This is a genomic window from Nocardia sp. NPDC058480 (genome assembly GCF_042720495.1).
Classification (GTDB): Bacteria; Actinomycetota; Actinomycetes; order Mycobacteriales; family Mycobacteriaceae; genus Nocardia.
In genome coordinates, this window is record NZ_JBHXMN010000001.1 from 153,800 (window position 1) to 177,193 (window position 23,394).

Consider the following 23,394-nt stretch of genomic DNA (forward strand, 5'->3'; position numbering starts at 1 on the left):
CCACTTTCGGCGCGCGGAGGGTTAATCTCGACGTCGTGATCCCTATGCGTCGTTGCTGCCGACCCGGCTGCAAGAACCCGGCTGTAGCGACGCTGACTTATGTGTACTCCGACTCGACCGCCGTCGTCGGACCCTTGGCCACCGTCGCCGAACCACACTCCTGGGATCTCTGCGAAACGCACGCCTGCCGCATCACCGCGCCCAAGGGCTGGGAACTGGTCCGCCACGAAGGCGGCTTCTCCTCGAGCACCCCGGACGACGACGACCTCACCGCCCTCGCCGAAGCTGTCCGCGAAGCGGGCCTGCGCCGCCGCCCCGCCGAAGCCGACCAGCCGGGCTACCGCGACAACGCCCCCGCGGCCCCCCGCACCGCACGCACGGGCCGACGCGGCCACCTACGGGTTCTGCCAGATCCGTAACTGGTCTCGCGAGTACATGGACCACCTCCCAGCCTGCCTCCCCACACAGGGGCCGCCGAAACTGTCGCGCTAGGCGGACCTGTACGGCCGAAGTCGCGGAGTGGCGGATACGCTTAGCCATATGACGACCCTCGCGCGCTCTGGCGAACTCGTGAATGCCGTGATCAAGGCTTATGACGTCCGCGGGGTGGTGGGCGAGCAGATCGACGAGGCGTTCGTCGGCGATGTGGGCGCATCCTTCGCCCGCCTCATGCGCGAAGAAGGCGCCACCCGCGTCGTGATCGGCCACGACATGCGCGACTCCTCCCCCGCGCTGTCCCAGGCTTTCGCCGCGGGCGTGCAGGCCAACGGCCTCGATGTGGTGCACATCGGCCTCGCCTCCACCGACCAGCTCTACTTCGCCTCCGGCAAGCTCGGCTGCCCCGGCGCCATGTTCACCGCCAGCCACAATCCGGCCAAGTACAACGGCATCAAGCTGTGCCGGGCGAACGCGCTGCCCGTCGGCCAGGACACCGGGCTGGCCACCATCGCCGCCGAGGTCATCGCGGGTGTGCCCGCCTATGACGGCACGCCGGGCACCGCGACCACTACCGATCTGCTCGCCGACTACGCGACCTACCTGCGCGAGCTGGTGAACCTCGACGAGATCCGCCCGCTCACCATCGCGGTCGACGCGGGCAACGGCATGGGCGGCCACACCGTGCCCGCCGTCCTCGGCACGCTCTCCTGCGTCACGATCGTGCCGCTGTACTTCGAACTCGACGGCTCGTTCCCCAACCACGAGGCCAACCCGCTCGATCCGAAGAACCTCGTCGACCTGCAGGCGCTCGTCCGTTCCAGCGGCGCCGACATCGGCCTGGCCTTCGACGGCGACGCCGACCGCTGCTTCGTCGTCGACGAGCGCGGCGAGCCGGTCTCCCCCTCGGCGATCACGGCCATCGTGGCGCAGCGTGAGCTGGCCAAGGAGCCGGGTGCCACCGTGATCCACAACCTGATCACCTCGCGCGCGGTGCCCGAGCTCGTCGAGGAGCTCGGCGGCAAGCCGGTGCGCACCAGGGTCGGGCACTCGTTCATCAAGCAGGAGATGGCTTCGACCGGCGCGGTGTTCGGCGGCGAGCACTCGGCGCACTACTACTTCCGCGATTTCTGGGGTGCCGACTCGGGCATGCTGGCCGCGCTGCACGTGCTGGCCGCGCTCGGTGAGGGTGAACGTCCGGTCTCGGACCTGATGGCCGCCTACGACGTGTACGCCGCCTCGGGCGAGATCAACTCCACCGTCGCCGACGCCGCCGACCGCACCGCCGCGGTGCTCGCCGCGTTCGCCGACCGCACCGAGTCGGTGGACCGGATGGACGGCGTCACAGTCGACCTGGGGAACCACGCCTGGTTCAACCTGCGTGCCTCGAATACCGAACCGCTACTTCGACTCAATGTCGAGGCCGGATCGCAGGACGAAGTAAACGCACTCGTGACCGAGATCCTGAGCATCGTCCGCGCCTGACTGGGAAGATGAAACCAGTACCAGTGGAATCACATGCCCGGTATTCGGCGACGGCAGATTACGAGCATTGCCGGTGCCCGGCTGGAATAGTGGAGTCACGGACGACACAGCGCGATGAGGGGAGGTGGATTCGGCGATGATCGCTGGAACACCGGTATTCGACCTCGACGATGCCGAGTCGCTGGCGGCCGCCGACACCGGCGGCACCCTGCGCTCGGCGGCTTCGGGCGGCGCCCAGGTGCGTGCCACGGCCGCCGCGGTCGCTGAAACCTCGCTCATCGAACGGCTCTCCGACCTGCGCCCGCGCAGCCTCGTACTGGTCGCGGGCTCGGGTCGGGCCGCGCGCGCGGCCGGGCTGCTGGTCGCCACGCTCGGCGACCGGGCCGGGCTGCCGATCGTGCCCGTCACCTCGCTGCCGCCGTGGGTCGGCCCGCTGGACGTGGTCCTGGTCGCCGGCGACGACGCGGGCGATCCGCGGCTCATCGACGCCGTCGACCGTGCCCTGCGCCGCAGCGCCGAAGTGGTGATCGCCGCGCCCAACGAGGGTCCGTTGCGTGCGGTCGCCGCCGGTCGCGCGATCGTGCTCGAACCGCGGGTGCCCGTGCTCGACCACAACCGGCTGCTACGTTTCCTCGCCGTCGGGATCGCGGTGTTACGCGGTGTCGACGCCCAGCGCAGCGGCCCGGCCACGCCGGACCTCACCGCGCTGGCCGACATGCTCGATGCCGAAGCGCTGCGCGACGGCCCGACCAACGAGGTCTTCCACAACCCGGCCAAGACGCTCGCCGCGCGCATGCACGGTGTCGGTGTCGTCCTCGCGGGCGACTCGCCAGCCGCTGTCGAACTGGCCGGTCACGGTGCCGAGGTGCTGCTGCAATCCGCGGGCAAGCTGGTTTCGGCCGCCGATCTCGCCGATGCTGTCGCCGCGGTCGGCCGCCTGGCCGCGACCACCGGCGGCACCGCGCCCGGCTTCGATCCGCTGTTCCACGACGAGGAGCTCGACGGACCGGCCCCGGTCGACCGGGTGCGGGTGCTGGCCTTGAGCGTGCACCCCGATCAGGCCGCCGCCCGGCGCAAGCTCGCGGTCTTCGAAGGCGCTGGCGCGGGACTGGTCGACGCCGATCTGGTCCATGCCGATGTCGATGTGCTGCAATCTCAGCTCGCCGACCCGGGTGCCGCGATCGAACGTGCCGCTGCCGAGTCCGCCGCGGGGGGCGGTCACGGCAGTGAACTCGAGCAGCTGGCCGTGCTCGCGCTGCGGCTGGACATGGCCGCGGCTTATCTTCGACTGACCGGTGCGCGCGGTGTCACCGCGCCCGAACCGGATCGATACGACGGGGGACGCTACTAGTGCAGGAACTCGTTGGTGCGCTGCGTTCCTACGCATGGGGGTCGCGCACCGCGCTCGCTCAGCTGTGCGGAAGGCCGGTACCCTCGGCCCATCCCGAAGCCGAACTCTGGTTCGGCGCGCACCCGGCCGATCCCGCGCACGTGCAGACCGACTCGGGCAAACGCTCACTGCTCGAGGTACTCACCGCCGACCCGGCGGGTGAATTGGGCGCGGTGGCCGACACTTTCGGCACCCGGCTGCCGTTCCTGCTGAAAATCCTCGCCGCCGAGGAACCGCTGTCGCTGCAAGCCCACCCGAGTTCGGCGCAGGCGCGCGCCGGATTCGAACGGGAGAACCGCACCGGCGTCGCGCTGGACTCGCCGCTGCGCAACTACCGCGACGACAGCCACAAGCCCGAACTCGTTGTCGCACTGGAGCGTTTCGAGGCACTGGCGGGGTTCCGCGACCCGCATCGCACCGTCGAGTTGTTGCGCGCGCTCGACGTGCCCGGCCTCAATGTCTACGCCGAACTGCTTGCCGCCCAGCCTGATTCGGCCGGCCTGCGAACCCTGTTCACCACCTGGATCACCCTGCCGCCCGCCGCGCTGTCGAAGCTGCTTCCCACGGTGCTAGAGGGCTGCGTGCACTACCTGTCCGGCAAGGGCGCGCGGGCGTTCACCGCCGAAGTGCGCACCGCGCTCGAACTGGCCGAGGTCTACCCCGGCGACGCGGGTGTCCTTGCCGCGCTGCTGCTCAACCGGCTGACCCTCGAACCGGGCCAGGCGCTGTTCCTCTCGGCCGGCAATCTACACGCCTACCTGCGTGGGGTCGGGGTGGAGATCATGGCCAACTCCGACAACGTGTTGCGGGGCGGACTCACGCCCAAGCACGTCGACGTGCCCGAACTCTTGCGGGTACTCGACTTCGAACCGATCGACCTACCGGTGATCGAACCCGAACCCGGCGGCGACGGCGGCATCCGATACCGCACGCCCGCACCGGAATTCGCCCTGTGCCGCTTCGACCTCGGCGCCGAGGCCGAGCCGGTCGTACTCGCCGATGCCGGACCCGGCATCGTGCTGTGCACCGCGGGCACGGTCGAGCTCTCCGAGAACGGACGCACTCTCATCGTCGAACGTGGCAGCGCGGCCTGGATCTCCGCCACCGACACCGACATCAAAGCGCGCGCGCTGCGCGGCCCCGCCCAGCTGTTCAGTGCCTGCGTCGGCGACGGCAACTGATCTGCGCCCGAGGCTAAACCTCCCCCATCGCTGCGGCAATGTGCGAGAGACAAATGACCGCTTCGCGGCTGTGTCCTATTAGGCTGTGGCCAGTCGAGTTCAGTGAGCAGAAGGGCGGGCCGGCATGTCGGCTGGTGGTGGCAAGAAGGCGATCGTCGCGGCGTTGGTGGCCAACGCGGGGATCGCGGTGGCGAAGTTCGTCGGCGCGTTCATCACGGGGTCGGCATCGATGATGGCCGAAGGTGTGCACTCGGTCGCCGACACCTCGAACCAGGGTCTGCTGCTGTTCGGGCAGCGCGCCGCCGCCAAGGACGCCGACGACCTGCACCAGTTCGGGTACGGCCGTAACCGCTACTTCTACTCGTTCGTCGTGGCGCTGGTGCTGTTCACCCTCGGCTCGGTGTACGCGATCTACGAAGGCATCCACAAGGTCCAGCACCCCGAGGAGCTGAGTCAGCCGATCGTCGCGGTCGTCATCCTCGTGATCGCGATCGGCCTGGAGACCTTCAGCTTCCTCACCGCCGTGCGCGAATCCCGGCCACTCAAGGGCAATGCGAGCTGGTGGCGGTTCATCCGCAACTCGCGCAGCCCCGAGCTGCCGGTAGTGCTGCTCGAGGACACCGGCGCACTGATCGGTCTGATTCTCGCCCTCGGCGCGGTGGGGATGACCATGATCACCGACGACCCGATCTACGACGCCATCGGCACCCTCTCCATCGGTGTCCTGCTCGGCATCATCGCGATCGTGCTGATCGTGGAGATGAAGAGCCTGCTCATCGGTGAAGGCGCCACCCCCGAACAGGGTCAGGCCATCCACGAGAACTTGGTCGACGGCACCAAGATCACCTCGGTGATCCACCTCAAGACCCAGTACATCGGCCCCGAGGAAATGCTGGTCGCCGCCAAGGTGGCCATCGCACCGAACCTCGACATCGCCGGAATCGCCGAGGCCATCGACGCGGCCGAAACGCGTATCCGCGCCGCGGTACCGACAGCCCGCCTGATCTACCTCGAGCCAGACCTCTACCGTGTGAAATAGCGGCTGGTGCCGCAGTTCTCGGCGCTTAACTCCACCTCTTCCCTCCCTCCGGGCACTCCTTCGTCGCACCCTCCACTCAGTCCAGAGGCGGAGGCGCGCCGAGAACGTCAGGGCCTGGCGACACGGGGGTGAGGTCGGGAGTGTGTGCGGGCGTCGGCGGTAGCGTCGGCGATATGGCCGAGCAAGGTGGAGACAGCAAGGTCGCGATCATCGCCGCGCTCGGGGCGAACGCGGGCATCATGGTCGCGAAGTTCATCGGCGCTTTCATTACCGGTTCGTCGTCGATGCTGGCCGAGGCGGTGCACTCGGTGGCCGACACCGGCAATGAGGCGCTGCTGCTGGTCGGACGTCACCGAGCCGAGCAGGCGCCGGACACGCTGCACCCGTTCGGGTACTCACGCAACCGGTACTTCTATTCGTTCGTTGTCGCGCTCGTGCTGTTCGTGATGGGCTCGCTGTTCGCGATCAACGAGGCGATCCACAAGATCCGGTTCCCGGCGGAGATCGAATCGCACTGGGTCGCGATCGGGATCCTCGGTGTGTCGTTGGTGTTGGAGAGCGGCAGCTTCCGCACGGCGCGCAAACAGTCGGCGCCGCTGAAGGGTCAGCAATCGTGGTGGCATTTCATCCGCCACACCCGCAATCCTGAACTGCCCGTGGTGCTGCTGGAGGACGCGGGCGCGATCATCGGCCTGCTGTTCGCTCTCATGGGCGTGTGTCTGACGGTGCTCACCGGCAACGCGGTGTGGGACGGCATCGGCACACTCCTCATCGGCATTCTGCTCGGTGTGAACGCCGTGATCCTGATCGTGGAGACCAAGAGTCTGCTGATCGGTGAGGGCGCGACGGCCAAGGACGACACCGCGATTCGGTCGGCGCTGCTCACCGATCCGCGGATCGAGCGGGTCATCCGGATGCAGACCCAGTACCTCGGGCCGCAGGACCTGCTGATCAACGCCAAGATCGCGCTGCACGCCGGCCTGGATATCACGCAGGTGTCCGAGGTGATCGCGGCCGCGGACGGCCGCATTCACGCCGCCGTGCCCAACGCGTGCACGATCTATCTCGAGCCCGATCTGTTCGAGCCCGACAAGGTCCACGACATACCGATGAAGCCGAGCTGAGCGGCTACCGGTAGGCGGGGGCCTCGCCGCGCAAGAGGTCGAGTGGGTCGGTGACGATGCCGAAACGGTTGCGCAGCAGGTGTTGTGCCGCGTGCAGCCCCGGCATTCCGTGGACGCCGGGCCCCGGCGGGGTCGACGACGAGCACAGGTAGGTGCCCGGAATCGGGGTGGAGTAGGGGTTCCAGCGAGCGAGCGGCCGGAACAGAGTCTGGCGCGTGGTCATCGCGCCCGCGGAGATATCGCCGCCGACGTAGTTGGCATTGTGCGCGGGCATGAAGGCCGCCGGGCGCACGTGTTTGGCGAGGATCAGGTCGCGGAAACCCGGCGCGAAGCGTTCGACCTGGTCGATCACCTGGTCGCTGATATCGCGATCGGTTCCGTTGGGAACGTGGGCATAGGTGTAGAAGGTGTGCTGGCCCTCGGGCGCCCTGGTGGGGTCGACCACGCCGGGCTGAATGGCCAGGACGAACGGCCGATCGGCGAATCTGCCGGTGGCGACCTGATGTTCGGCGTGCATGGCTTGCGCCCTGGTACCGACCAGGTGCAGGGTGCCCGCCAGGTCGGCGCCCGGTGCGGCCCACGGCACCGGCCCCGACAGGGCGAAATCGACCTTGCAGGCGGCGTTTCCGTACTGAAAACGCCCGAGTCTGTTGCGGTATCGCGACGGCAGCCGGTCACCGGCGATGCGAAGGAGTTCGGCGGGCGAGGTGTCGAACAGCACCGCGCGCGCGGTGGCGAGTTCGGCGAAATCGTCGACCCGGTGCCCGGTGCGCACCTCGCCACCGAGGCTTTCGATCTCGGCGATCATCGCGTTCGGGATCGCCTGACTGCCACCGCGCGGGATCACCCAGCCGCCCGCGTGCGCGAGGGTGCCGAGCAGCAGGGAGGCGCCGACCGCGGGGAACGCGCGCGGTGAGGTGATGGCGTGGGCGGCCACACCGCTGAACATCGCGGGCGCGACCTCACCGCTGAAACGGTTGTCGGACAACGGGGATGCCTGTTCGAGCAGGCGGGTAGCGAACTTGATACCCGTGCCGACGCGCAGCGGTGGGTGCCGCAGATCCGACATGGCCAGCTCGACCACCTCGGGCCAGTGCTCGACCAGCGGCGCGAACAGCTCGCGCCAGGCCCCGCCGTCGCGCCCGAGGTCGGCAACAGTGGATTCGAGGTTGCGCCAAGCCAATCCGGCGATCCCACCGTCGAGGGGGTGTGCGTAGGAGACGGTCGGGGCGAGCAGCTCGACGCCGTGCGCCTCGAGGTCGAAGGCGCGAAAGAACGGTGATGCCAATGCCATCGGATGCGCACCGGCACAGATATCGTGATGGAACCCGGGCAAGGTCAGCTCGGCCGTGCGCGAGCCGCCGCCCGCCTGCTCCTGCGCTTCGAGAACCCGCACCGACAACCCGGCGCGAGCGGCGATCACCGCCGCGGCGAGACCGTTCGGCCCCGACCCGACCACAATTACTTCCGCCATTGCCGTCCCTTCGCACACATGCCTACCTGCTCCAACCTACGCGGACCCGGTCCGCGCGCCGATGAGCGCTCAATCCGCCGCTTCGCTGGCCCCGTCTACCAGCAAGGCGATGCGGCGTTCGCGGAGTTCGGGGCGCAGCCGGCTGCTGCGCTCGAGGGTCGCGAGGCCGTGCAGGGAGGCCCAGGCGACTTCGGTGCGGGCGCCGAGGTCGTCACCTTCGGCGTACGGGGTGAACATCGCTTCCAGACCGGCGAAGGCGTCGCGCAGGGGCTGCGGAGCATTGAGTCCGAACTCGAGGTCGGTCTTCTGCTCGAAGATGGCGTCGTAGCGGGCGGGGTTGTCGGTGGCGAAGTCGAGGTAGGCGCGGGCGACATTGGCGACCACCTCGGAATGGGTGGTCGCCGCCTCCCTGGCCACCTTCAGTTTCTCGGCGAACTCGACGCAGCCCTGCAGGGCAACGGCGCCGACGATCGCCGCCTTGTTCGCGAAATGGCTGTAGAGCACGGGCTGGCTGTATTCGATGCGGTCGGCCAGTTTTCGGATGGTGACCGCGTCCCAGCCGTCCGCTTCGGCCATCTCACGTGCGGCGTCGATGATCCGCTGATGCCGTTCGGCGCGGTCGCGTTCTTTGCGCTGTTGCGTGCTCATGCTTGAAATTCTAGCAGCGCTAGACAAGATAGCGAGGCTGGGTTATGGTTCTCTCAACACCTAGCGCCGCTAGATTTCAGAGCACAGCAAAGATTCAGGAGCACATCATGACCACCTCGCGCATCGCCACCGCCCTCTCCCTGCTCGGCGGGCTCTTCATCATCTACGTCGGCATCAACTACCTGATCGTCCCGGAGGCGACGGCCGCGGGCTTCGGCCTTCCCGCTGTGCCCGAGGGCGACGCGGTGGCGTTCCTGAACCTCAAGGGCGTCCGTGACATCGTCAGCGGCGTGGTGATCCTCTCCCTGCTCGCCACCAAGCAGCGCTTCGCGCTCGGCGTCGTCATGCTGGCCACCTCCCTCACCCCGTTCGGCGACATGACCACCGTCCTGAGCTGGCAGGGCTCCACCGCCACCGCGTTCGGCGTGCACGGCTTCACCGCGGTCCTGGTGGCGCTCGCCGGCGTGCTGCTGATCCGCGAGCGCCGCGGGAGCTCGACCGAACGCCCACTCGTCGCGGCATGAGTCGCCGCCGATGAATTCCCTACCGCCACGCCGTCTGTACCGATAACGAACACCCACCGAGGAGGAACCACCATGGCGAACGCACCGCACGGCCCCGCGTCCTACTTCCCCACCATCGAGGCCAAGTACGGGCGCACCGCCGACGAGTGGTTCGCGCTGCTCGCCGCGGCCGAGCCGAGCGGGCACACCGCATTGGTCGGCTGGCTGAAGTCCGAGCACAGCCTCGGCCACGGTCACGCCAGCGCCTTGGTGCAGTTCCACCTCAACCCCGGCAAGTGGTCCAGAATCTAACCCCCCACAACGGCGCAGCCGGTCCCGCATCCGACACCACCGATAGGCCCCGCGATTTCTCATCGCGGGGCCTATCGGCTTTCTCACCGCACTTCGACCGACTGCGCTGGCGCAGGTTTGGTGAGTTCGACGGGCTGATCCACCTCGTGATCGTCGACCATCGTCTCCTCGTCGAACGGCAATTCACGGTCGAGCACGCGGCGGGCCCGGTCGGCGTCGACCGTCGCGGTCCAGGTGCCGATGAGCAGCGTGGCCACCGCGTTGCCCGAGAAGTTGGTCAGCGCACGGGCTTCCGACATGAAGCGGTCGATACCGACGATCAGGCCGACACCGTCGAGCAGGTCGGGGCGATGGCTCTGCAGGCCGCCGGCGAGGGTGGCCAGACCGGCACCGGTGACACCGGCGGCACCCTTGGACGCGATGATCATGAACAGCAGCAGGCCGATCTGCTCGCCGAGCGCGAGCGGCTTGCCCATGGCGTCGGCGATGAAGATCGAGGCCATCGTCAGGTAGATGGCGGTGCCGTCGAGGTTGAACGAATACCCGGTCGGCACAACAACACCCACGGTGGTGCGCTCCACCCCCGCGTGTTCCATCTTCGCGATCAGTCGCGGCAGCGCCGACTCCGACGACGAGGTCGCCACGATCAGCAGGTACTCACGCGACAGATACCGGCACAGCTTCAGGATCGAGACACCCGAGACCACCCGCAGGATCACGCCGAGCACACCGAACACGAACACCAGACACGTCAGATAGAACGCGATCATCAACGTCGCCAACTGCACCACCGCCGACCAGCCGGTGCGCCCGACCACATTCGCGATCGCGCCGAACGCGCCGATCGGAGCCAGCCACAGGATCATCGACAGGATCCGGAATACCAGCTTCTGTCCCAGCGCGACCGCGCGCAGGATCGGCGCGCCGGCATCGCCCATCGCCTGCACGGCGAACCCGACCAGCAGCGCGACGAACAATGCCTGCAGCACGCTGCCCGCGGTCAGCGATGACACGAGCGTGGTCGGCACGATGTTCTCGATGAAGTCCCACGTGCCGCCCGCACTGTGTGCCTGATCGGCATATTTCGCACCCGCTCCCGCGGTGCCGACATCGAGTCCGTCACCCGGATCGATGAGGTTGCCGACGACGAGCCCGATGCCTAGCGCGACCGTCGACATCACCAGGAAATAGCCGATGGCCAGGCCACCGACCTTGCCGACGGTGGCGGCCGCGCGCACCGAACCGATGCCGAGGACGATTGTGCAGAAGATGACGGGTGCGATCATCATCTTGATCAGGTTCACGAACACGGTGCCGAGCGGCGCCAGTGACTGACCGAATTCCGGGGCCACCCGGCCGACAATGACGCCGGCCACGACCGCGATGATCACCGCGATGTACAGCCAGTGGGTATGGTCGCGTTTCCGCGCTGCGGTGGTATCACTCATGCCGACGAGCATGAGGAACTATTGTGACGGCCGTCACTTTGTTCCATAAGTTTCATATAGGCGCATAACGTTCGAGAAATCCAGGTCGGAGGCAAGAGGTGCGACGAGTACGACTGTCGCTCGCAGGGCAGGCCTTCGTATGGCAGCTGGTGGTGCTGGGGCTGCTGATCGCCGTCGGCACCATTCTGGCCGTGTTCGATGCCAGGCGCGACCATGACGTGGCCGCGGAAATGCAGGTCAGAGACGTCGCGGTGACGGTGTCGCGGTCACCGTCGACCCTGGCCGCGGTGAACTCGCCCTACCCGAGCGGGCTGCTGCAGCCGACCACCGAGCGGATCAGAGCGGCCACCGGCATGGACTTCATCGTCGTGATGGCACCGGACCGCACGCGCTACACCCACACCAACCCCGACCTGATCGGCAAGCCGTTCATCGGCAGCATCGACGGTGCGCTGGCAGGCCAGACCCTCACCGAGACCTTCACCGGGACCCTCGGCCCCTCGATCCGCGCGGTCACCCCGGTCTACGACAACGGCCGGGTGGTTGCCCTGGTCTCGGCCGGGGTCACCCGAGCCAAGATCGGCACCCAGGTCGCCACTCAGCTGCCCCTGATCCTCGGGTTGGCCGCGGTGGGGCTCGCGCTGGCCGCGCTGTCGTCGTTCCTGATCAGCCGTAGGCTGCGCCGCCAGACCCACGGTCTCGCCCCCGACGAGCTGCGCGCGCTCTATGAACACCACGACGCCGTCCTGCACTCCGTCCACGAGGGGCTGGTGGTATTCGGCGCCCAGGCCGAGGCCGCGGAGGTGGTCAACGATCAGGCACGCACCCTGCTCGACCTGCCCGATGGTCCGGTGCACCGCGGTGACCTGCCCATCTCGCTGCAGCAGATGAGCGGAGGCGTGGTGCGCGATGAGACACACGTGACCACCGACCGCATTCTGCTGGTCAACCAGGACCTGGTCAGCTGGGAGGGCCGCGAGATCGGCACCGTGCTCACCATCCGCGATCAGACCGAACTGCGCGCGGTGCTCGGTGAACTCGACTCGGTGCGCGGCTTCGCCGAATCGCTGCGCGCCCAGGCGCACGAGGCCGCCAACCGGCTGCACACCGTGGTCACCATGGTCGAGCTGGGCCGCCCCGACGAAGCGGTGGCCTTCGCGACCGCGGAGCTACAGCTCTCACAGGTGCTGATCGACCGTTTGCTGGCCGCCGTCGGCGACGCGGCGCTGGCCGCGCTGCTGCTCGGCAAGGTCGACCAGGCCGCCGAGCGCGGGGTGAGCCTGGCCATCAGCGAGGACACCGCCCTGGACTCCACCGACCCGCTGTCCGCGCACGAGACCGTGACCCTGGTCGGCAACCTGATCGACAACGCGATCGACGCGGCGGCGGGCACCGTCGCCAAGCGCGTCGAGGTGTCGGTGTGTCATCGTGACGGCGCGCTGTGGGTCCAGGTATCCGACAGCGGACCCGGCATGTCGGCCCAGATGTTCTCGCGTGCCGCCGAACGCGGCTACACCACGAAATCCGACCACGCGGGCCTCGGCCTCGCGCTGGTGCACCGCCTCGTCGACCGACATCGCGGCACCATCACCACCACGGCCGCACCACACAGCGCGGTCATCGTTCGCATTCCGCTGAGGGAGACACCTTGATCCGCGTTCTGATCGTCGAGGACGAGCCGTTGATCGCCCAGGCACACCGGGCCTATCTCGAACGGCTCGACGGTTTCGTCACCGGTGGCGTCGTGCACACCGGACGCGACGCGCTGCGAGTGGCGGCCGAGGCGATCGCCGCGGGCAATCCGTTCCATCTGGTGCTGATGGATATCGGGCTGCCCGATATCAGCGGGCTCGATGTGGCCGCCGCGCTCAACGGACTGCAGCCGCGACCCGATGTCATCGCGATCACCTCGGCGCGCGAGCTGAACATGGTGCGCAGTGCGGTGGCGCACGGTGTGGTGCTGTATCTGCTCAAGCCGTTCACCTTCGCCGCGTTCCGCGAAAAGCTGGAACGCTACCGCGGTTTCGACACCGCGCTGCCCGCGGGCGAGGCGGCCCTGTCGCAGTACGACATCGACCGCGCGCTCGGTGCGCTGCGCACCGCCGACCAGAAGGCCGGTGCGCCGAAAGGCGTTGTGCAGCACACCCTGGAAGAAGTCTCGCGAGCCGTGCGCTCGGCCGAATCCGGCATCACGGCCACCGATGCCGCCGCGGCCGTCGGTGTTTCGCGGATCACGGCGTGGCGATACCTGGAGAAGCTCGCCGACGACGGATTGGCCGAGCGCCGTGCCGATTACGGCCGGGCCGGTCGCCCGAAGACCCGCTACCGCTGGCGCTCGACCACCTGACTAGGCCGGATGCGCGGCGCCTGCCAGATCGTCGGGCGCCGACGTGCGCGCGACCGGCCCGAGATCGACCGGCATGTGCTCGAAACCGTGCAGCGTGAACAGGTTTCGGCGGGTCGGCTCGCCGCGTAAGCGCAGGTTCGGGTAGCGGGTGTAGAGCGCGCGCAACGCGCGCTCCGCTTCCATCCTGGCCAGGCTCGCGCCGAGGCAGGCGTGGATGCCGCTGCTGAACGCCACGTGCTCCTTGACATTCGGGCGGTCGATATCGAAGCGGTGCGGGTCGGGGAAGACCGCCGGGTCGCGGTTGGCTCCGGCCAGCGACAGGATAACCGTGCTGTTCGCCCGCAACCGCACGCCATCGATGTCGACATCCTCGAGCGTCTGGCGTGCGGTGGTCTGGACGGGTGGATCGAACCGCAGCGTCTCCTCGACCACGTCGGGCCAGCGGTCGGGGTCGTCCTGGGCGAGGGCGAGCTGGTCGGGATTGGCCGACAGCGCGGCGACCGCATTGCCGATCAGATTGACCGTCGTCTCGAATCCGGCGCCCATCAGCAGACTCGCGCCGGCCTGCAGTTCCCGCAGACTCAGATCGCCCGAGCTGACCAGTGTGGACAGGATGTCCTCGCCCGGTGCGCGGCGCAACGTGGCGATGTGGTCGGCCAGGTACTCGTCCATGGTCTCGGTCGCGGCCATCGCCGCCCGATACGACCGCCACGAGGTGCCCAGATCGAGCAACGGCGTCATCTTGTCGCCCCACCGCAGGAACATCTCGTGGTCCGAGGGCGGGAAGCCGAGCATGTCGGCGATGATCGCGATCGGCACCCTGGCCGCGAAATCGGTGATCAGATCGACCGATCCGTCCGCCGGCATCGCCTCGAGCAGTTCGGCGGTGACCACCTCCACGCGCTCGCGCAGCCGGGCGATGGCGCGCGGGGTGAATGCCGAGGCCACCGGCTTGCGCATCCGGGTGTGCTCGGGCGGGTCGAGGACCAGCATCGACGGCGGCTCGACCGGGTTGGGTGGCACCGTGACCCGCTCGGCGAGCTTGTGCCACGGCGCAGGCAGCTCAGCGTTGAGGGGCGGTCGCACGCCGAATCGGGGGTCGCGCAGGATCGCTCGGACCTGCGCGTGATCGAACGTGGCGAAGGACACCGCCGTCTTGATCAATCCGCCGCGACCGCGCAGTTCATCGATCAGCGGATAGGGGTTGTGCAAGCCCCGCTGACCGCTGAGCAACGTCGCGAACGGATCGCCGCGACGCACCTGCCACCGCAGGATCGCCCGCGGCGCTCCGTGTTCTGCCGACCATCGAACCCAGTACTGCGCAATCATCGCCACCCCTGCTCTGCCGAAGTCTTGCTTCCACAGTACGGACGGTGTGTGACATGCGACACGTCCCCGAGGTGGACCCGAACCTATACCTGGGTAGGAGCTAGCGCCGGACGGTCACCTTTTCGGTGACGACCCGATGGTCGATCGCACCCGGATCGGGATTGACGACCTGCACCAGTGAAGCCCCGGCGAACAACACCGCGACGAACCCGTCGATCACTTCCTCCACCGTGTCCCACGGTGTGCTCGACAGCACCCGGTCGCCAGCGGAAAAACCTTGCAGTGCGGCGGATTTCCGAGACATGGTCAGCACTTCGTTCACCGAGAGGCCGTCGAGCGCGGCCCGGAATCCACCGGGCAGGAACTGATCACCGTGCACCCGCACCGCGGTCGCGAAATCGGTGACCCCGACCGGCAGATCACGCACCGGCGTCCCCATCGCGTCCAGCGACAGCACCGCCACCTCGCCGACACCGTCGGCATCGTCGAGCCGGTCGGGCGTCACCAGCGCGAGGTCGGCATCAGGATCGGGCGTGAGCACCACTTCGGTTCCCGCCCACCAGCATCCGAGCAGCACCGCGGCGGTCTGCCAGTGCGCGGGCAACAGCACCGCGACCCTGGCGCCGGGGGTGAGCGCGAATTCGTCGCGGATCAGGTTCGCGGTCTTGGCGGCCCAGTTGGCCAACGTCAGCCCCGACAGTTCGATCCGCGCGCCGGTGGCGTCGTCGTACCAGGTGACGCGCGGTCCGGCGGGATCGCGTTCGAGAATCGGGTCGAGGAGGGCGTCGGTCAGGGTCGAGTTCGGCTCACGCATGGGTCAATTCACACATTTCGGTCCGTTCTGGCCTGCGTCGATCGGCGGGGCTGGCGGTATCGGTGTCGCGGTCGCGGAGGATGTCGCGTCGAGATCGAACATGCCTGCCGCGGCCGAGCCCGGACCAGAATAGTCGCTCGCCAGGACCACGCTCACCGTATCCGCCGACACTGTCGCATCGGCGACCACCGTCAGGCCACCGAGCGCCTCGGCGACCGCCACCGCCTTCGGGTCGTCGGCATCGGCGGCCAGCACCCGACTCGAGCTGACGCTGCCGCCGGTGTAGTTGCTGATCGTGCCTTCCCGGAATCCCTTGCTCGTCAGGGCCGCCGACACCTTGCCCGCGAGCCCGGTGGCGCCACCCGCGTTGAGCACGCTCACCGTCACCGTGGAGGTGTCGATCTTCGGCGCGGCCTCTTCTTCGGTCTTCTCCTCCCCCACCAGGGCGGCGACGAAACTCTGCACCGTCTTCGGGTCGACCTTCACCACCGACTCCCCCGCCGAGGTCATGCTGTTGAGATCGGAGACGGGAATGGTGTCGAATTCCACCTTGCCGCCGGACAGGTCCTTGAGCTGCTGCAGAAAGGCCAGCACGTCCCAGTCCTCGTCGAGCACGACGGTGCGCCCGACCGCCTCGCTGATCTCGCTGAGCTTGCCCGGATCGGCGAGAGTCTTGGCATTGAGCAGCTGGCCGACCAGCTGCGCCATGAACACCTGCTGACGCACGATCCGGTCGATGTCACCGCGTTCGAGATCATGGCGCTGACGCACGAAGCTCAACGCCTCCTGACCGTCGAGACGCTGGCGGCCTGCCGGGAAGTCCGCGCCCGACATCGGTTCGTCCACCGCCTGATTCAGGCATACCTCGACCCCGCCGACCGAGTCGGTGAGCAGCACGAAGCCGAGCAGGCTCACCTCGGCGTAGTGGTCGACGGTGATGCCGGTCAGGTTGGCCACCGATTTGATGAGGGCCTGCCTGCCCGCCTTGGTCGACTCCTTCTCGGCGTCGGATTCGGATTTACCCGCGGCGAGCAGCTTCGCGCGTTCGGTCTCCTTGGTCGAGCCGTAGGCGGAGTTGATCTTGGCCTTGCCCTGGCCGCCGCCGACATCGACGTAGGAATCGCGCGGGATGGAGATCGCGGTGGCCGAGCGGCCGTCGTTGGGGACACGGATCAGCACGATGGTGTCGGTATTGGTGCCCACCTCGTCGCCGGCGTGCAGCATGGCGCGTTCGGCTTTGGTGAGTGGGTTGCCATGCGCGTCGGTGCGGCTGTCGACACCGACGAGCAGAATGTCGACGGCACCGTCGCGTCCACCGCCGAGGCCGAGGCCACCGATCCGGTCGATATTGGCGATCAGGTTGTCGACACTGCGCCAGGCGAATCCGGTGAGTGCCAGCACCAGCACCGCCGAGATCGCCACCATCAATTTGGCCGGACCGAAGGTGCCCGCAGGCGCGCTGATCGGTCTTGTCGACTCTCGCACTCGTGCATCCTCTCGACGAACTCCGCGCCCGGTCAGCTCTTCCCCCCGGCAAACACCACCTTGTCGTCAGCCCGGGCTCGTCCGAGGACACCGGCCATCACAGGCTAACGAACAGTTACCACACTCGGGCCCAACCGCAGGTGCTCCGGCGTGCCAGACTGGCCGCGTGAACGCCGATTTCCCCGCCCCCGCTCAGCTGATCGTAACCGGCGCACGTGGTCTGCTGGGGCGACAGCTGCTGCGCCTGGCACCCGATGCGCGTGGCTTCGGGCGGGCCGAACTCGACATCACCGACCGCGCCGCCGTCGACGCGGTCCTCACGCCGGGCGCCGTGGTGATCAACTGCGCGGCCTACACCGCGGTGGATGCCGCCGAAACCGATGTCGAGGCGGCCTTCGCCGCCAATGCGACCGCACCGGCCGTCCTCGCTGCCGCCTGCGCCGCGGCGGGTGCGCGGCTGATCCACGTGTCCACCGACTATGTCTTCCCCGGGACCGCGCGGACACCGTACGAGCCCGGCGATCCGACCGGACCGGCCACGGTCTACGGACAGTCCAAGCTCGCCGGTGAGCGGGCCGTACTCGAACTGGGCGCACACGTTGTGCGCACCGCCTGGGTGTACGCCGGTGTCGAGGGGGATTTCGTCGCGACGATGCGCAGGCTGGAAGCCGAACGCGACACCGTCACCGTGGTGAACGACCAGCTCGGCTCCCCGACCAGCGCCGCCGACCTCGCCGCCGCACTCCTGGAATTGCGCACCCGCCCCGACGCTCCCCGTGTGCTGCACGCCACCAATTCCGGCACCGCCACCTGGTTCGACCTCGCCGCGGCGGTGTTCACCGACCTCGGCGCCGACCCGAACCGGGTGCTGCCGTGCGCGTCCAGCGAATTCCCCAGACCCGCACCGCGCCCGGCGTATTCGGTGCTGTCCCCCGCGGCCTGGAACGCGGCAGGCCTCACCCCGCTTCGCTCCTGGCGTATCGCACTCACCGACACACTGCGGCGGTTGTCCGACTAGGCTCCGCAGTCGTGAACGCAGCAGACGCAGCCGATTCTCCAGCCCCCGCCGGCCTTGCCGTGGTCACGGTGACCTATTCACCGGGTGAGCACCTCGAGCACTTCATCACCACCCTGGCCGACGCGACCAGCGAGAAGCCGCAGGTGATCCTGGCCGACAACGGCTCGACCGACGGCGTCCCCGAACTCGTCGCCGAGGCCAACTCACACGTGACACTGCTGCACACCGGCGGCAATATCGGCTACGGCGGTGCCATCAACCGGGCCGTCGCCGAGATCGATCCGTCGATCGAGTTCGTCATCCTGGCCAACCCGGACATCCGCTGGGGCGTCGATTCCATCGACAAGATGCTCGAGGCGGCGAAGCGCTGGCCGCGCGCGGGCGCTTTCGGGCCGATGGTCCGTGAGCCCGACGGCAGCATCTACCCGTCCGCACGCCGGGTCCCCGGGCTCGCCGACGGCGCGGGCCACGCCGTTCTGGGCTCGGTCTGGCCGAAGAACCCCTGGTCGGTGCGCTACCGCCAGGAGAACGAGGAGATCTCCGAGCGGGTGGTCGGTTGGCTGTCCGGCTCGTGCCTGCTGGTGCGCCGCGCCGCGTTCGACACCATCGACGGTTTCGACTCGCGCTACTTCATGTACATGGAGGACGTGGACTTCGGTGACCGCATGGGCAAGGCCGGCTGGCACAATGTATTCGTCCCGGACGCCGAGGTGACCCACGCCAAGGGCCACGCCGCGGGCAAGCATCCGGAATTGATGCTGCCCGCCCACCATGCCAGCGCCTACCGCTTCCAGGCGGACCGGCATCCGCACTGGTGGCAGGCACCGTTGCGGGGCGCGCTGCGGGTCGGACTTGCGGTTCGCTCCCGGATTGCGGTTCGATCGGCGCTGCGTGAGCAAGCGCGAACCGGCGCCTGAGTGGGCGCCGGTCCACTGTGAACAGGGGAAACTCGATGGCAGGCAATGCAGGCACCGACGCGGTCATCCTCGTCGGCGGACAGGGCACGCGGCTGCGTCCGCTCACCCTCTCGGCGCCCAAGCCCATGCTGCCGACGGCCGGGCTGCCGTTCCTGACCCACCTGCTGGCCAGGATCGCCGAGGCCGGGATCACCCATGTGGTGCTCGGCACGTCCTTCAAGGCCGAGGTCTTCGAAGAGCACTTCGGTGACGGCTCCGAGCTGGGCCTGGACCTGGAGTACGTGACCGAGACCGAACCGCTCGGCACCGGTGGCGGTATCCGCAATGTGCTGCCCAAGCTGCGCGCGGACAACGTGATGGTGTTCAACGGCGACGTCCTCGGCGGCACCGACCTCGGTGCGATCCTCGACACCCATGAGTCGACCAACGCCGACGTCACCCTGCACCTGGTCCGGGTCAGCGACCCGCGGGCCTTCGGCTGCGTGCCGACCGACGAGAACGGCCGCGTCACCGCGTTCCTGGAGAAGACCCAGGATCCGCCGACCGACCAGATCAACGCGGGTTGCTATGTGTTCCGCCGCGAGTACATCGAGAAGATCCCCACCGGTCGTCCGGTCTCGGTGGAACGCGAGGTCTTCCCGGCGCTGCTGGCCGAGGGCGCCCGCGTCCAGGGTCACGTCGACGCCTCCTACTGGCGCGATATGGGCACCCCGGAGGACTTCGTGCGCGGCTCCGCGGACCTGGTCCGCGGTATCGCTCCCTCCCCCGCTCTCCCCGGCCAGCGCGGCGAGTCCCTCGTCCATCCCGGCGCGGGTGTGGCACCGGGCGCACTGCTCATCGGTGGGACCGTGGTCGGGCGCGGCGCCGAGATCGGCGCGGGTGCGCGACTGGACGGCGCGGTGATCTTCGACGGCGCGGTGGTCGAGGCGGGCGCGACCGTCGAACGCTCCATCATCGGCTTCGGTGCCCGCATCGGCCCCCGCGCGCTGGTTCGCGACGGTGTGATCGGTGACGGCGCCAACGTCGGCGCCCGCTGCGAACTCCTGCGTGGCGCCCGCGTGTGGCCCGGCGTGGTCATCCCCGACGGCGGCATCCGCTTCTCCACCGACGTCTGATCCACATCACGCCGGGTCACCGCCCGAGTTCTCGGTCGGTGACCCGGCGTTGTGCTGTTCAGCTGAAGCCGACGGCCTGGTCACCCCAGGCGGTGTGGAGGTCGGCGTCGGGGTTGTCCACGACGCGGTCGATGGTGTCGATGAGCAGGGTGGTGCGGGCGGCGGGGCGGTAGTGGGGCCAGTGTTTGGAGCCGTCGATGGCGGCGGGGACGCTGTGTTCGGCGAAAGCCAGCCAGCGCCGCTGCATGCGGCCGGAGACCGCGACCGACGCTTTGCGCCCGCCGAGCCAGAAGGTGGGGTCGTGGTTGAAGGTGCCGAAATTGCCGAAGACATAAGGCAATTCGGTGGCATGACCGGCGCCGACCCTGGCCGCCTTCAACATCGGGGTGGCGTAGTCGAAGCGGTACATCCAGGTCGGCGAATGCTGGGCATGCCCCTCGGCAACCCAGGCCGCGGGCATCCGGAAGGCCGCGTCGGTCGACATCGCCAGCGCCCCACGGGTTTTGGTGAGATCAGGGTAGGCCGAGGTGATCTCGGCGATCCGCTCCGGCGACATCTCGGGATGCGACGCGGCGACGTCGCGCAGCATCGCGTTCACCGCGTCGGGCGTCACCGGCATGATCGGTGAGCGCAGCACCCGAAACAGCGACGCCTCATCGCGATTGGTGCCGATCAGCAACGGCACACGATGCGACAGCCCCTGCTGGAATCGGTCGATCGGGTAGCCCGGCAACAGGTTTCCGTCGACGACCGGCGCCGCGGCGAGCCTGCCCGGTTCCTTGATCGGTACCTCGTCCAGCAGCACGGCACCGACCTCGACGAGCTGTTCGATCGGCAACTCCAGCAACCGATTCGCCTCGCCCGGCCCGAGTTCGAGCAGCTCCAGATAGCGCTGCCCGACGACCGCGGCCCGATCCTGTCCGAAAACTGTTGTGGCGGGCGGACTCTGGACAATTGCCTGGTGGAACAGTCCGGCAGCGGAAGGCGAGGTGAGTAGTGCGGTAACGCATCCCGCGCCCGAGGACTCGCCGAAGAGGGTCACATTGCCCGGGTCGCCGCCGAACGCGGCGATATTCTCGCGCACCCACGCGAGCGCGGCGAGCAGATCGTGCAGGCCGAGGTTGGCGGTGAACTGCTCGCCGAACGAGGACAGATCGAGAAAGCCGAGCACCCCGAGTCGATAGTTCACCGAGACGACCACCACGTCGCCCGCCTCGGCCAGCTTGCGGCCGTCGTAGATGGACTGGGCAGCAGTGCCGAGGCAGTAGGCGCCGCCGTGCACCCAAACCATCACCGGGCGCGGTTCGTCCTGGCTCGGCTCGGGCCGCGGCGACCAGACATTGACCCACAGACAGTCCTCGCCCATCTGCAGGTCGGAATCCACCGGCACCATCGCGCCCATGGCCTGCGGTGCGATATCGCCGAAGACCACACAGTCGCGCACACCGTCCCATGGCTTCGGCGGCTGTGGCGCGGCGAATCGAGCAGGTCCGGCGGGTGCGGCGGCATAGGGAATGCTGCGCCACACCGCAACCGGCCCGTCCCAGGTTCCACCGACCTGTCCGTATTCGGTCTCTGCCAGCGGGTCGGCATCGTGGGTCCGCGCGTCCGGATCGAAATCGGGCTGAATGCTCATCGCACACCTCCTAGCCGGCACGACCGCACGGGTACCTGTGTATTCGCTCCCGCGGGTCGCAGCACCTGGTGACTTCCTACGAGAGTACGTGCGTGCCGCCTGAACGCGCGCCCTACGCGCCGTTTCCGCAGGTAACAGTTACTCCACGGTACAGACGGAAGCGACGTGATGAACGGTCGATCCATCGTGCGCCGTTGCTGCTTACACTGTGCCGATGCCGAACTACAGCTTCCGGTGTCGTTCCTGCGGCGACACGTTCGACGTCAACCGGCCGATGGCGCAGTCCTCGGACCCTGCCACGTGCCCCGCCGGCCACGACGACACCGTCAAACTGCTCACCACCTTCGCGGCGGTGGGGCGCGGCTCGGCTCCGAGCCCCGCGCCCGCGCCACGTCCGGCAGGTGGCGGTTGCTGCGGTGGTGGCGGCTGCTGCTGACCCCGCCGATCGGAGGTGCGCGGCCGCCGCCCGGTCGTCAGTCGCGGCGGTCGACGTGGCCGAGGTCGCGTTCGGGTGCGATGCGGTCGCGGACCCGTTGCTTGAGGATGGCGATATCGGGGAAACCCCCGTCCGCCTTGCGTTCCCAGAGCTGTTCACCGTCGAGGGTGATGCGGAAGATGCCGCCCTGGCCGGGAACCAGCGCCACCTCGCCGAGTTCGGTGGCGAACGTGGTCAGCAGTTCCTGGGCCATCCAGCTCGCCCGGAGCAGCCAGCGGCATTGGGTGCAGTATTCGATCGCGATACGGGGCACGTGAGCAGTATCCCCGTTTCAGGCCTGGAACGTCCCGTCGAGGTAGACCCATGCCCCATCGACCCGGACGAACGTGCTCATCTCGTGCATCGCGTCGCGCGTGCCGTCGAGCTTGTAATGGGCGATGAATTCGACGGTGCCGTTGTCGTCGAACGGGCCGCCACGCTGGGTGCCGACGATCTCGAGGAACAGCCATCGCTGGTCCGCGTCGTGCTCGAGGCCGGCCGGGCGGGTGCTGGGATGCCAGGAGCGCAGCAGATAGTCGACATCGCCGACGACATAGGCGGTGTACCGAGACCGCATCAGCGTTTCCGCGGTCGGCGCGGCTTTCTCCCCCGCCAGAATCGGCCCACAACAGGCATCGAACGGCTCACCACGACGACACGGACACGGCCTCACTTCACCCATACCGCCCATCCTGCCGGACCGGCCTGCGACCTCGGGCACCCAACGTCCGCCGACGTCGATCACCCGAACGGCTGCTGTGCGAGCGGAGCGAGCTCCAACACCCGCGCCAGCTCCGCCGTCTGGTCCCGCCAGCGCCGCAGATCGGTGACACTCGGCGCCATCTCGTAATCGAGGTGATGCGCCGCGCGCGACAGCGCCGCCCACAGCGCACCGACCTGACCGGCGGTTTCCGGCCCCGTATACACCCGCAACGCGAGTAGTTGAGCACGCATCGGGCACCGCATCAGCTCCGGCGCGACCTGCGCCCACAGCTGATCCACCGCCTGCTCGAGCGCCAACCGCAGAATCCACGCCACCGCCCGCGACCACACCCCACCGGCGTCCGACACCGACCCGTCCAGCAAATTCTCGGCCGCTTCCAGCCGCTGAGCCACCGAGGGCCGCGGGCTGAACTTCGCGCGAGCAGGTCTGCCGCGGCGATTCACGACCCCACCGTACCGGGACGGCGGCGCGCGGCCGTCGGGTCGCGTCGACCGC

At 68.4% G+C, this 23,394-nt stretch carries 24 protein-coding genes; 14 read left to right on the plus strand and 10 right to left on the minus strand.

Features of this window, described 5'->3' with window-relative positions; translation table 11 throughout:
* The first annotated feature begins 44 nt into the window (after window positions 1-44).
* The 6 genes from ACFWO8_RS00750 (at window position 45) to ACFWO8_RS00775 (ending at window position 6,654) form a co-directional block, all read left to right on the plus strand.
* Complete coding sequence (locus ACFWO8_RS00750; protein ID WP_101466035.1) at window positions 45-419, plus strand: DUF3499 domain-containing protein; 375 nt, start codon at window positions 45-47, stop codon at window positions 417-419.
* A 121-nt stretch (window positions 420-540) separates the two neighbouring features.
* Window positions 541-1,920 (plus strand): phosphomannomutase/phosphoglucomutase, encoded by a 1,380-nt coding sequence (locus ACFWO8_RS00755; RefSeq protein ID WP_378940404.1) that lies wholly within the window; start codon window positions 541-543, stop codon window positions 1,918-1,920.
* A 136-nt stretch (window positions 1,921-2,056) separates the two neighbouring features.
* Window positions 2,057-3,271, plus strand: a complete 1,215-nt coding sequence (locus tag ACFWO8_RS00760) for a tobH protein (RefSeq protein WP_378940405.1) — start codon at window positions 2,057-2,059, stop codon at window positions 3,269-3,271.
* Entirely contained in the window at window positions 3,271-4,491 is a 1,221-nt protein-coding gene (gene manA / locus ACFWO8_RS00765) for a mannose-6-phosphate isomerase, class I (RefSeq protein ID WP_378940406.1), read from the plus strand. The genes ACFWO8_RS00760 and manA overlap by 1 nt, the downstream gene beginning before the upstream one ends.
* A gap of 124 nt (window positions 4,492-4,615) precedes the next feature.
* A complete protein-coding gene (locus ACFWO8_RS00770; RefSeq protein ID WP_378940407.1) occupies window positions 4,616-5,530 on the plus strand; it encodes a cation diffusion facilitator family transporter in 915 nt (304 codons plus the stop codon).
* A gap of 173 nt (window positions 5,531-5,703) precedes the next feature.
* Window positions 5,704-6,654, plus strand: coding sequence for a cation diffusion facilitator family transporter (locus ACFWO8_RS00775; RefSeq protein WP_378940408.1), 951 nt, complete (start codon window positions 5,704-5,706; stop codon window positions 6,652-6,654).
* 4 nt (window positions 6,655-6,658) lie between these two features.
* Here ACFWO8_RS00775 and ACFWO8_RS00780 read toward each other — a convergent pair whose 3' ends face one another.
* Entirely contained in the window at window positions 6,659-8,128 is a 1,470-nt protein-coding gene (locus tag ACFWO8_RS00780; protein ID WP_378940409.1) for a phytoene desaturase family protein, read from the minus strand.
* A gap of 69 nt (window positions 8,129-8,197) precedes the next feature.
* Window positions 8,198-8,776: a TetR/AcrR family transcriptional regulator gene (locus ACFWO8_RS00785; RefSeq protein WP_378940410.1), complete on the minus strand. Its 579-nt coding sequence runs from the start codon at window positions 8,774-8,776 to the stop codon at window positions 8,198-8,200.
* 107 nt (window positions 8,777-8,883) lie between these two features.
* On the opposite strand from ACFWO8_RS00785, the gene ACFWO8_RS00790 reads away from it, so the two are divergent.
* Together ACFWO8_RS00790 and ACFWO8_RS00795 are read left to right on the plus strand one after the other, a co-directional pair.
* Entirely contained in the window at window positions 8,884-9,300 is a 417-nt protein-coding gene (locus ACFWO8_RS00790; RefSeq protein ID WP_378940411.1) for a DUF4267 domain-containing protein, read from the plus strand.
* A gap of 72 nt (window positions 9,301-9,372) precedes the next feature.
* Window positions 9,373-9,591, plus strand: coding sequence for a DUF4287 domain-containing protein (locus ACFWO8_RS00795; RefSeq protein WP_378940412.1), 219 nt, complete (start codon window positions 9,373-9,375; stop codon window positions 9,589-9,591).
* 83 nt (window positions 9,592-9,674) lie between these two features.
* On the opposite strand, the gene ACFWO8_RS00800 is transcribed toward ACFWO8_RS00795, so the two are convergent.
* Entirely contained in the window at window positions 9,675-11,039 is a 1,365-nt protein-coding gene (locus ACFWO8_RS00800; RefSeq protein WP_378940413.1) for a cation:dicarboxylate symporter family transporter, read from the minus strand.
* A gap of 98 nt (window positions 11,040-11,137) precedes the next feature.
* Between ACFWO8_RS00800 and ACFWO8_RS00805 the strand changes: the two genes are divergently transcribed.
* Together ACFWO8_RS00805 and ACFWO8_RS00810 are read left to right on the plus strand one after the other, a co-directional pair.
* On the plus strand, window positions 11,138-12,691 hold the full coding sequence (locus ACFWO8_RS00805) for an ATP-binding protein (protein ID WP_378940414.1): 1,554 nt from the start codon (window positions 11,138-11,140) through the stop codon (window positions 12,689-12,691).
* Complete coding sequence (locus ACFWO8_RS00810; RefSeq protein WP_378940415.1) at window positions 12,688-13,386, plus strand: response regulator; 699 nt, start codon at window positions 12,688-12,690, stop codon at window positions 13,384-13,386. Before ACFWO8_RS00805 ends, ACFWO8_RS00810 begins: the two co-directional genes overlap by 4 nt.
* Here ACFWO8_RS00810 and ACFWO8_RS00815 read toward each other — a convergent pair whose 3' ends face one another.
* The 3 genes from ACFWO8_RS00815 to ACFWO8_RS00825 form a co-directional block, all read right to left on the minus strand.
* Window positions 13,387-14,715 carry a cytochrome P450 gene (locus ACFWO8_RS00815; RefSeq protein WP_378940416.1) on the minus strand — a complete coding sequence of 443 codons (1,329 nt, stop codon included), beginning with the start codon at window positions 14,713-14,715 and terminating at the stop codon, window positions 13,387-13,389. It lies immediately after the preceding gene.
* Window positions 14,716-14,815: 100 nt separating this feature from the next.
* Entirely contained in the window at window positions 14,816-15,529 is a 714-nt protein-coding gene (locus tag ACFWO8_RS00820; protein ID WP_378940417.1) for a TIGR03089 family protein, read from the minus strand.
* 3 nt (window positions 15,530-15,532) lie between these two features.
* Entirely contained in the window at window positions 15,533-16,954 is a 1,422-nt protein-coding gene (locus ACFWO8_RS00825; protein ID WP_378942994.1) for an LCP family protein, read from the minus strand.
* 226 nt (window positions 16,955-17,180) lie between these two features.
* Here ACFWO8_RS00825 and rfbD point away from each other — a divergent pair, with 226 nt between their 5' ends.
* From rfbD to ACFWO8_RS00840, 3 genes are read left to right on the plus strand one after another with little or no spacing between them, the layout of a single operon-like run.
* Window positions 17,181-18,032, plus strand: a complete 852-nt coding sequence (gene rfbD, locus ACFWO8_RS00830) for a dTDP-4-dehydrorhamnose reductase (RefSeq protein ID WP_378940418.1) — start codon at window positions 17,181-17,183, stop codon at window positions 18,030-18,032.
* Window positions 18,033-18,043: 11 nt separating this feature from the next.
* Window positions 18,044-18,949, plus strand: a complete 906-nt coding sequence (locus tag ACFWO8_RS00835) for a glycosyltransferase family 2 protein (protein ID WP_378940419.1) — start codon at window positions 18,044-18,046, stop codon at window positions 18,947-18,949.
* 35 nt (window positions 18,950-18,984) lie between these two features.
* Entirely contained in the window at window positions 18,985-20,064 is a 1,080-nt protein-coding gene (locus ACFWO8_RS00840) for a sugar phosphate nucleotidyltransferase (RefSeq protein ID WP_378940420.1), read from the plus strand.
* A gap of 58 nt (window positions 20,065-20,122) precedes the next feature.
* Here the strand turns inward: ACFWO8_RS00840 and ACFWO8_RS00845 are convergent, their stop codons facing one another.
* A complete protein-coding gene (locus ACFWO8_RS00845) occupies window positions 20,123-21,700 on the minus strand; it encodes a carboxylesterase/lipase family protein (protein WP_378940421.1) in 1,578 nt (525 codons plus the stop codon).
* 214 nt (window positions 21,701-21,914) lie between these two features.
* On the opposite strand from ACFWO8_RS00845, the gene ACFWO8_RS00850 reads away from it, so the two are divergent.
* Window positions 21,915-22,136 (plus strand): zinc ribbon domain-containing protein, encoded by a 222-nt coding sequence (locus ACFWO8_RS00850; RefSeq protein ID WP_301902976.1) that lies wholly within the window; start codon window positions 21,915-21,917, stop codon window positions 22,134-22,136.
* A 37-nt stretch (window positions 22,137-22,173) separates the two neighbouring features.
* On the opposite strand, the gene ACFWO8_RS00855 is transcribed toward ACFWO8_RS00850, so the two are convergent.
* Genes ACFWO8_RS00855 through ACFWO8_RS00865 form a run of 3 tightly spaced genes read right to left on the minus strand, consistent with a single transcriptional unit; the run spans window position 22,174 to window position 23,342 of the window.
* Window positions 22,174-22,449 (minus strand): SelT/SelW/SelH family protein, encoded by a 276-nt coding sequence (locus ACFWO8_RS00855; protein ID WP_378940422.1) that lies wholly within the window; start codon window positions 22,447-22,449, stop codon window positions 22,174-22,176.
* Window positions 22,450-22,467: 18 nt separating this feature from the next.
* Window positions 22,468-22,866 carry a YchJ family protein gene (locus tag ACFWO8_RS00860; RefSeq protein WP_378942998.1) on the minus strand — a complete coding sequence of 133 codons (399 nt, stop codon included), beginning with the start codon at window positions 22,864-22,866 and terminating at the stop codon, window positions 22,468-22,470.
* A 50-nt stretch (window positions 22,867-22,916) separates the two neighbouring features.
* Window positions 22,917-23,342 (minus strand): hypothetical protein, encoded by a 426-nt coding sequence (locus ACFWO8_RS00865; RefSeq protein ID WP_378940423.1) that lies wholly within the window; start codon window positions 23,340-23,342, stop codon window positions 22,917-22,919.
* Between the last annotated feature and the right edge of the window lie 52 nt (window positions 23,343-23,394).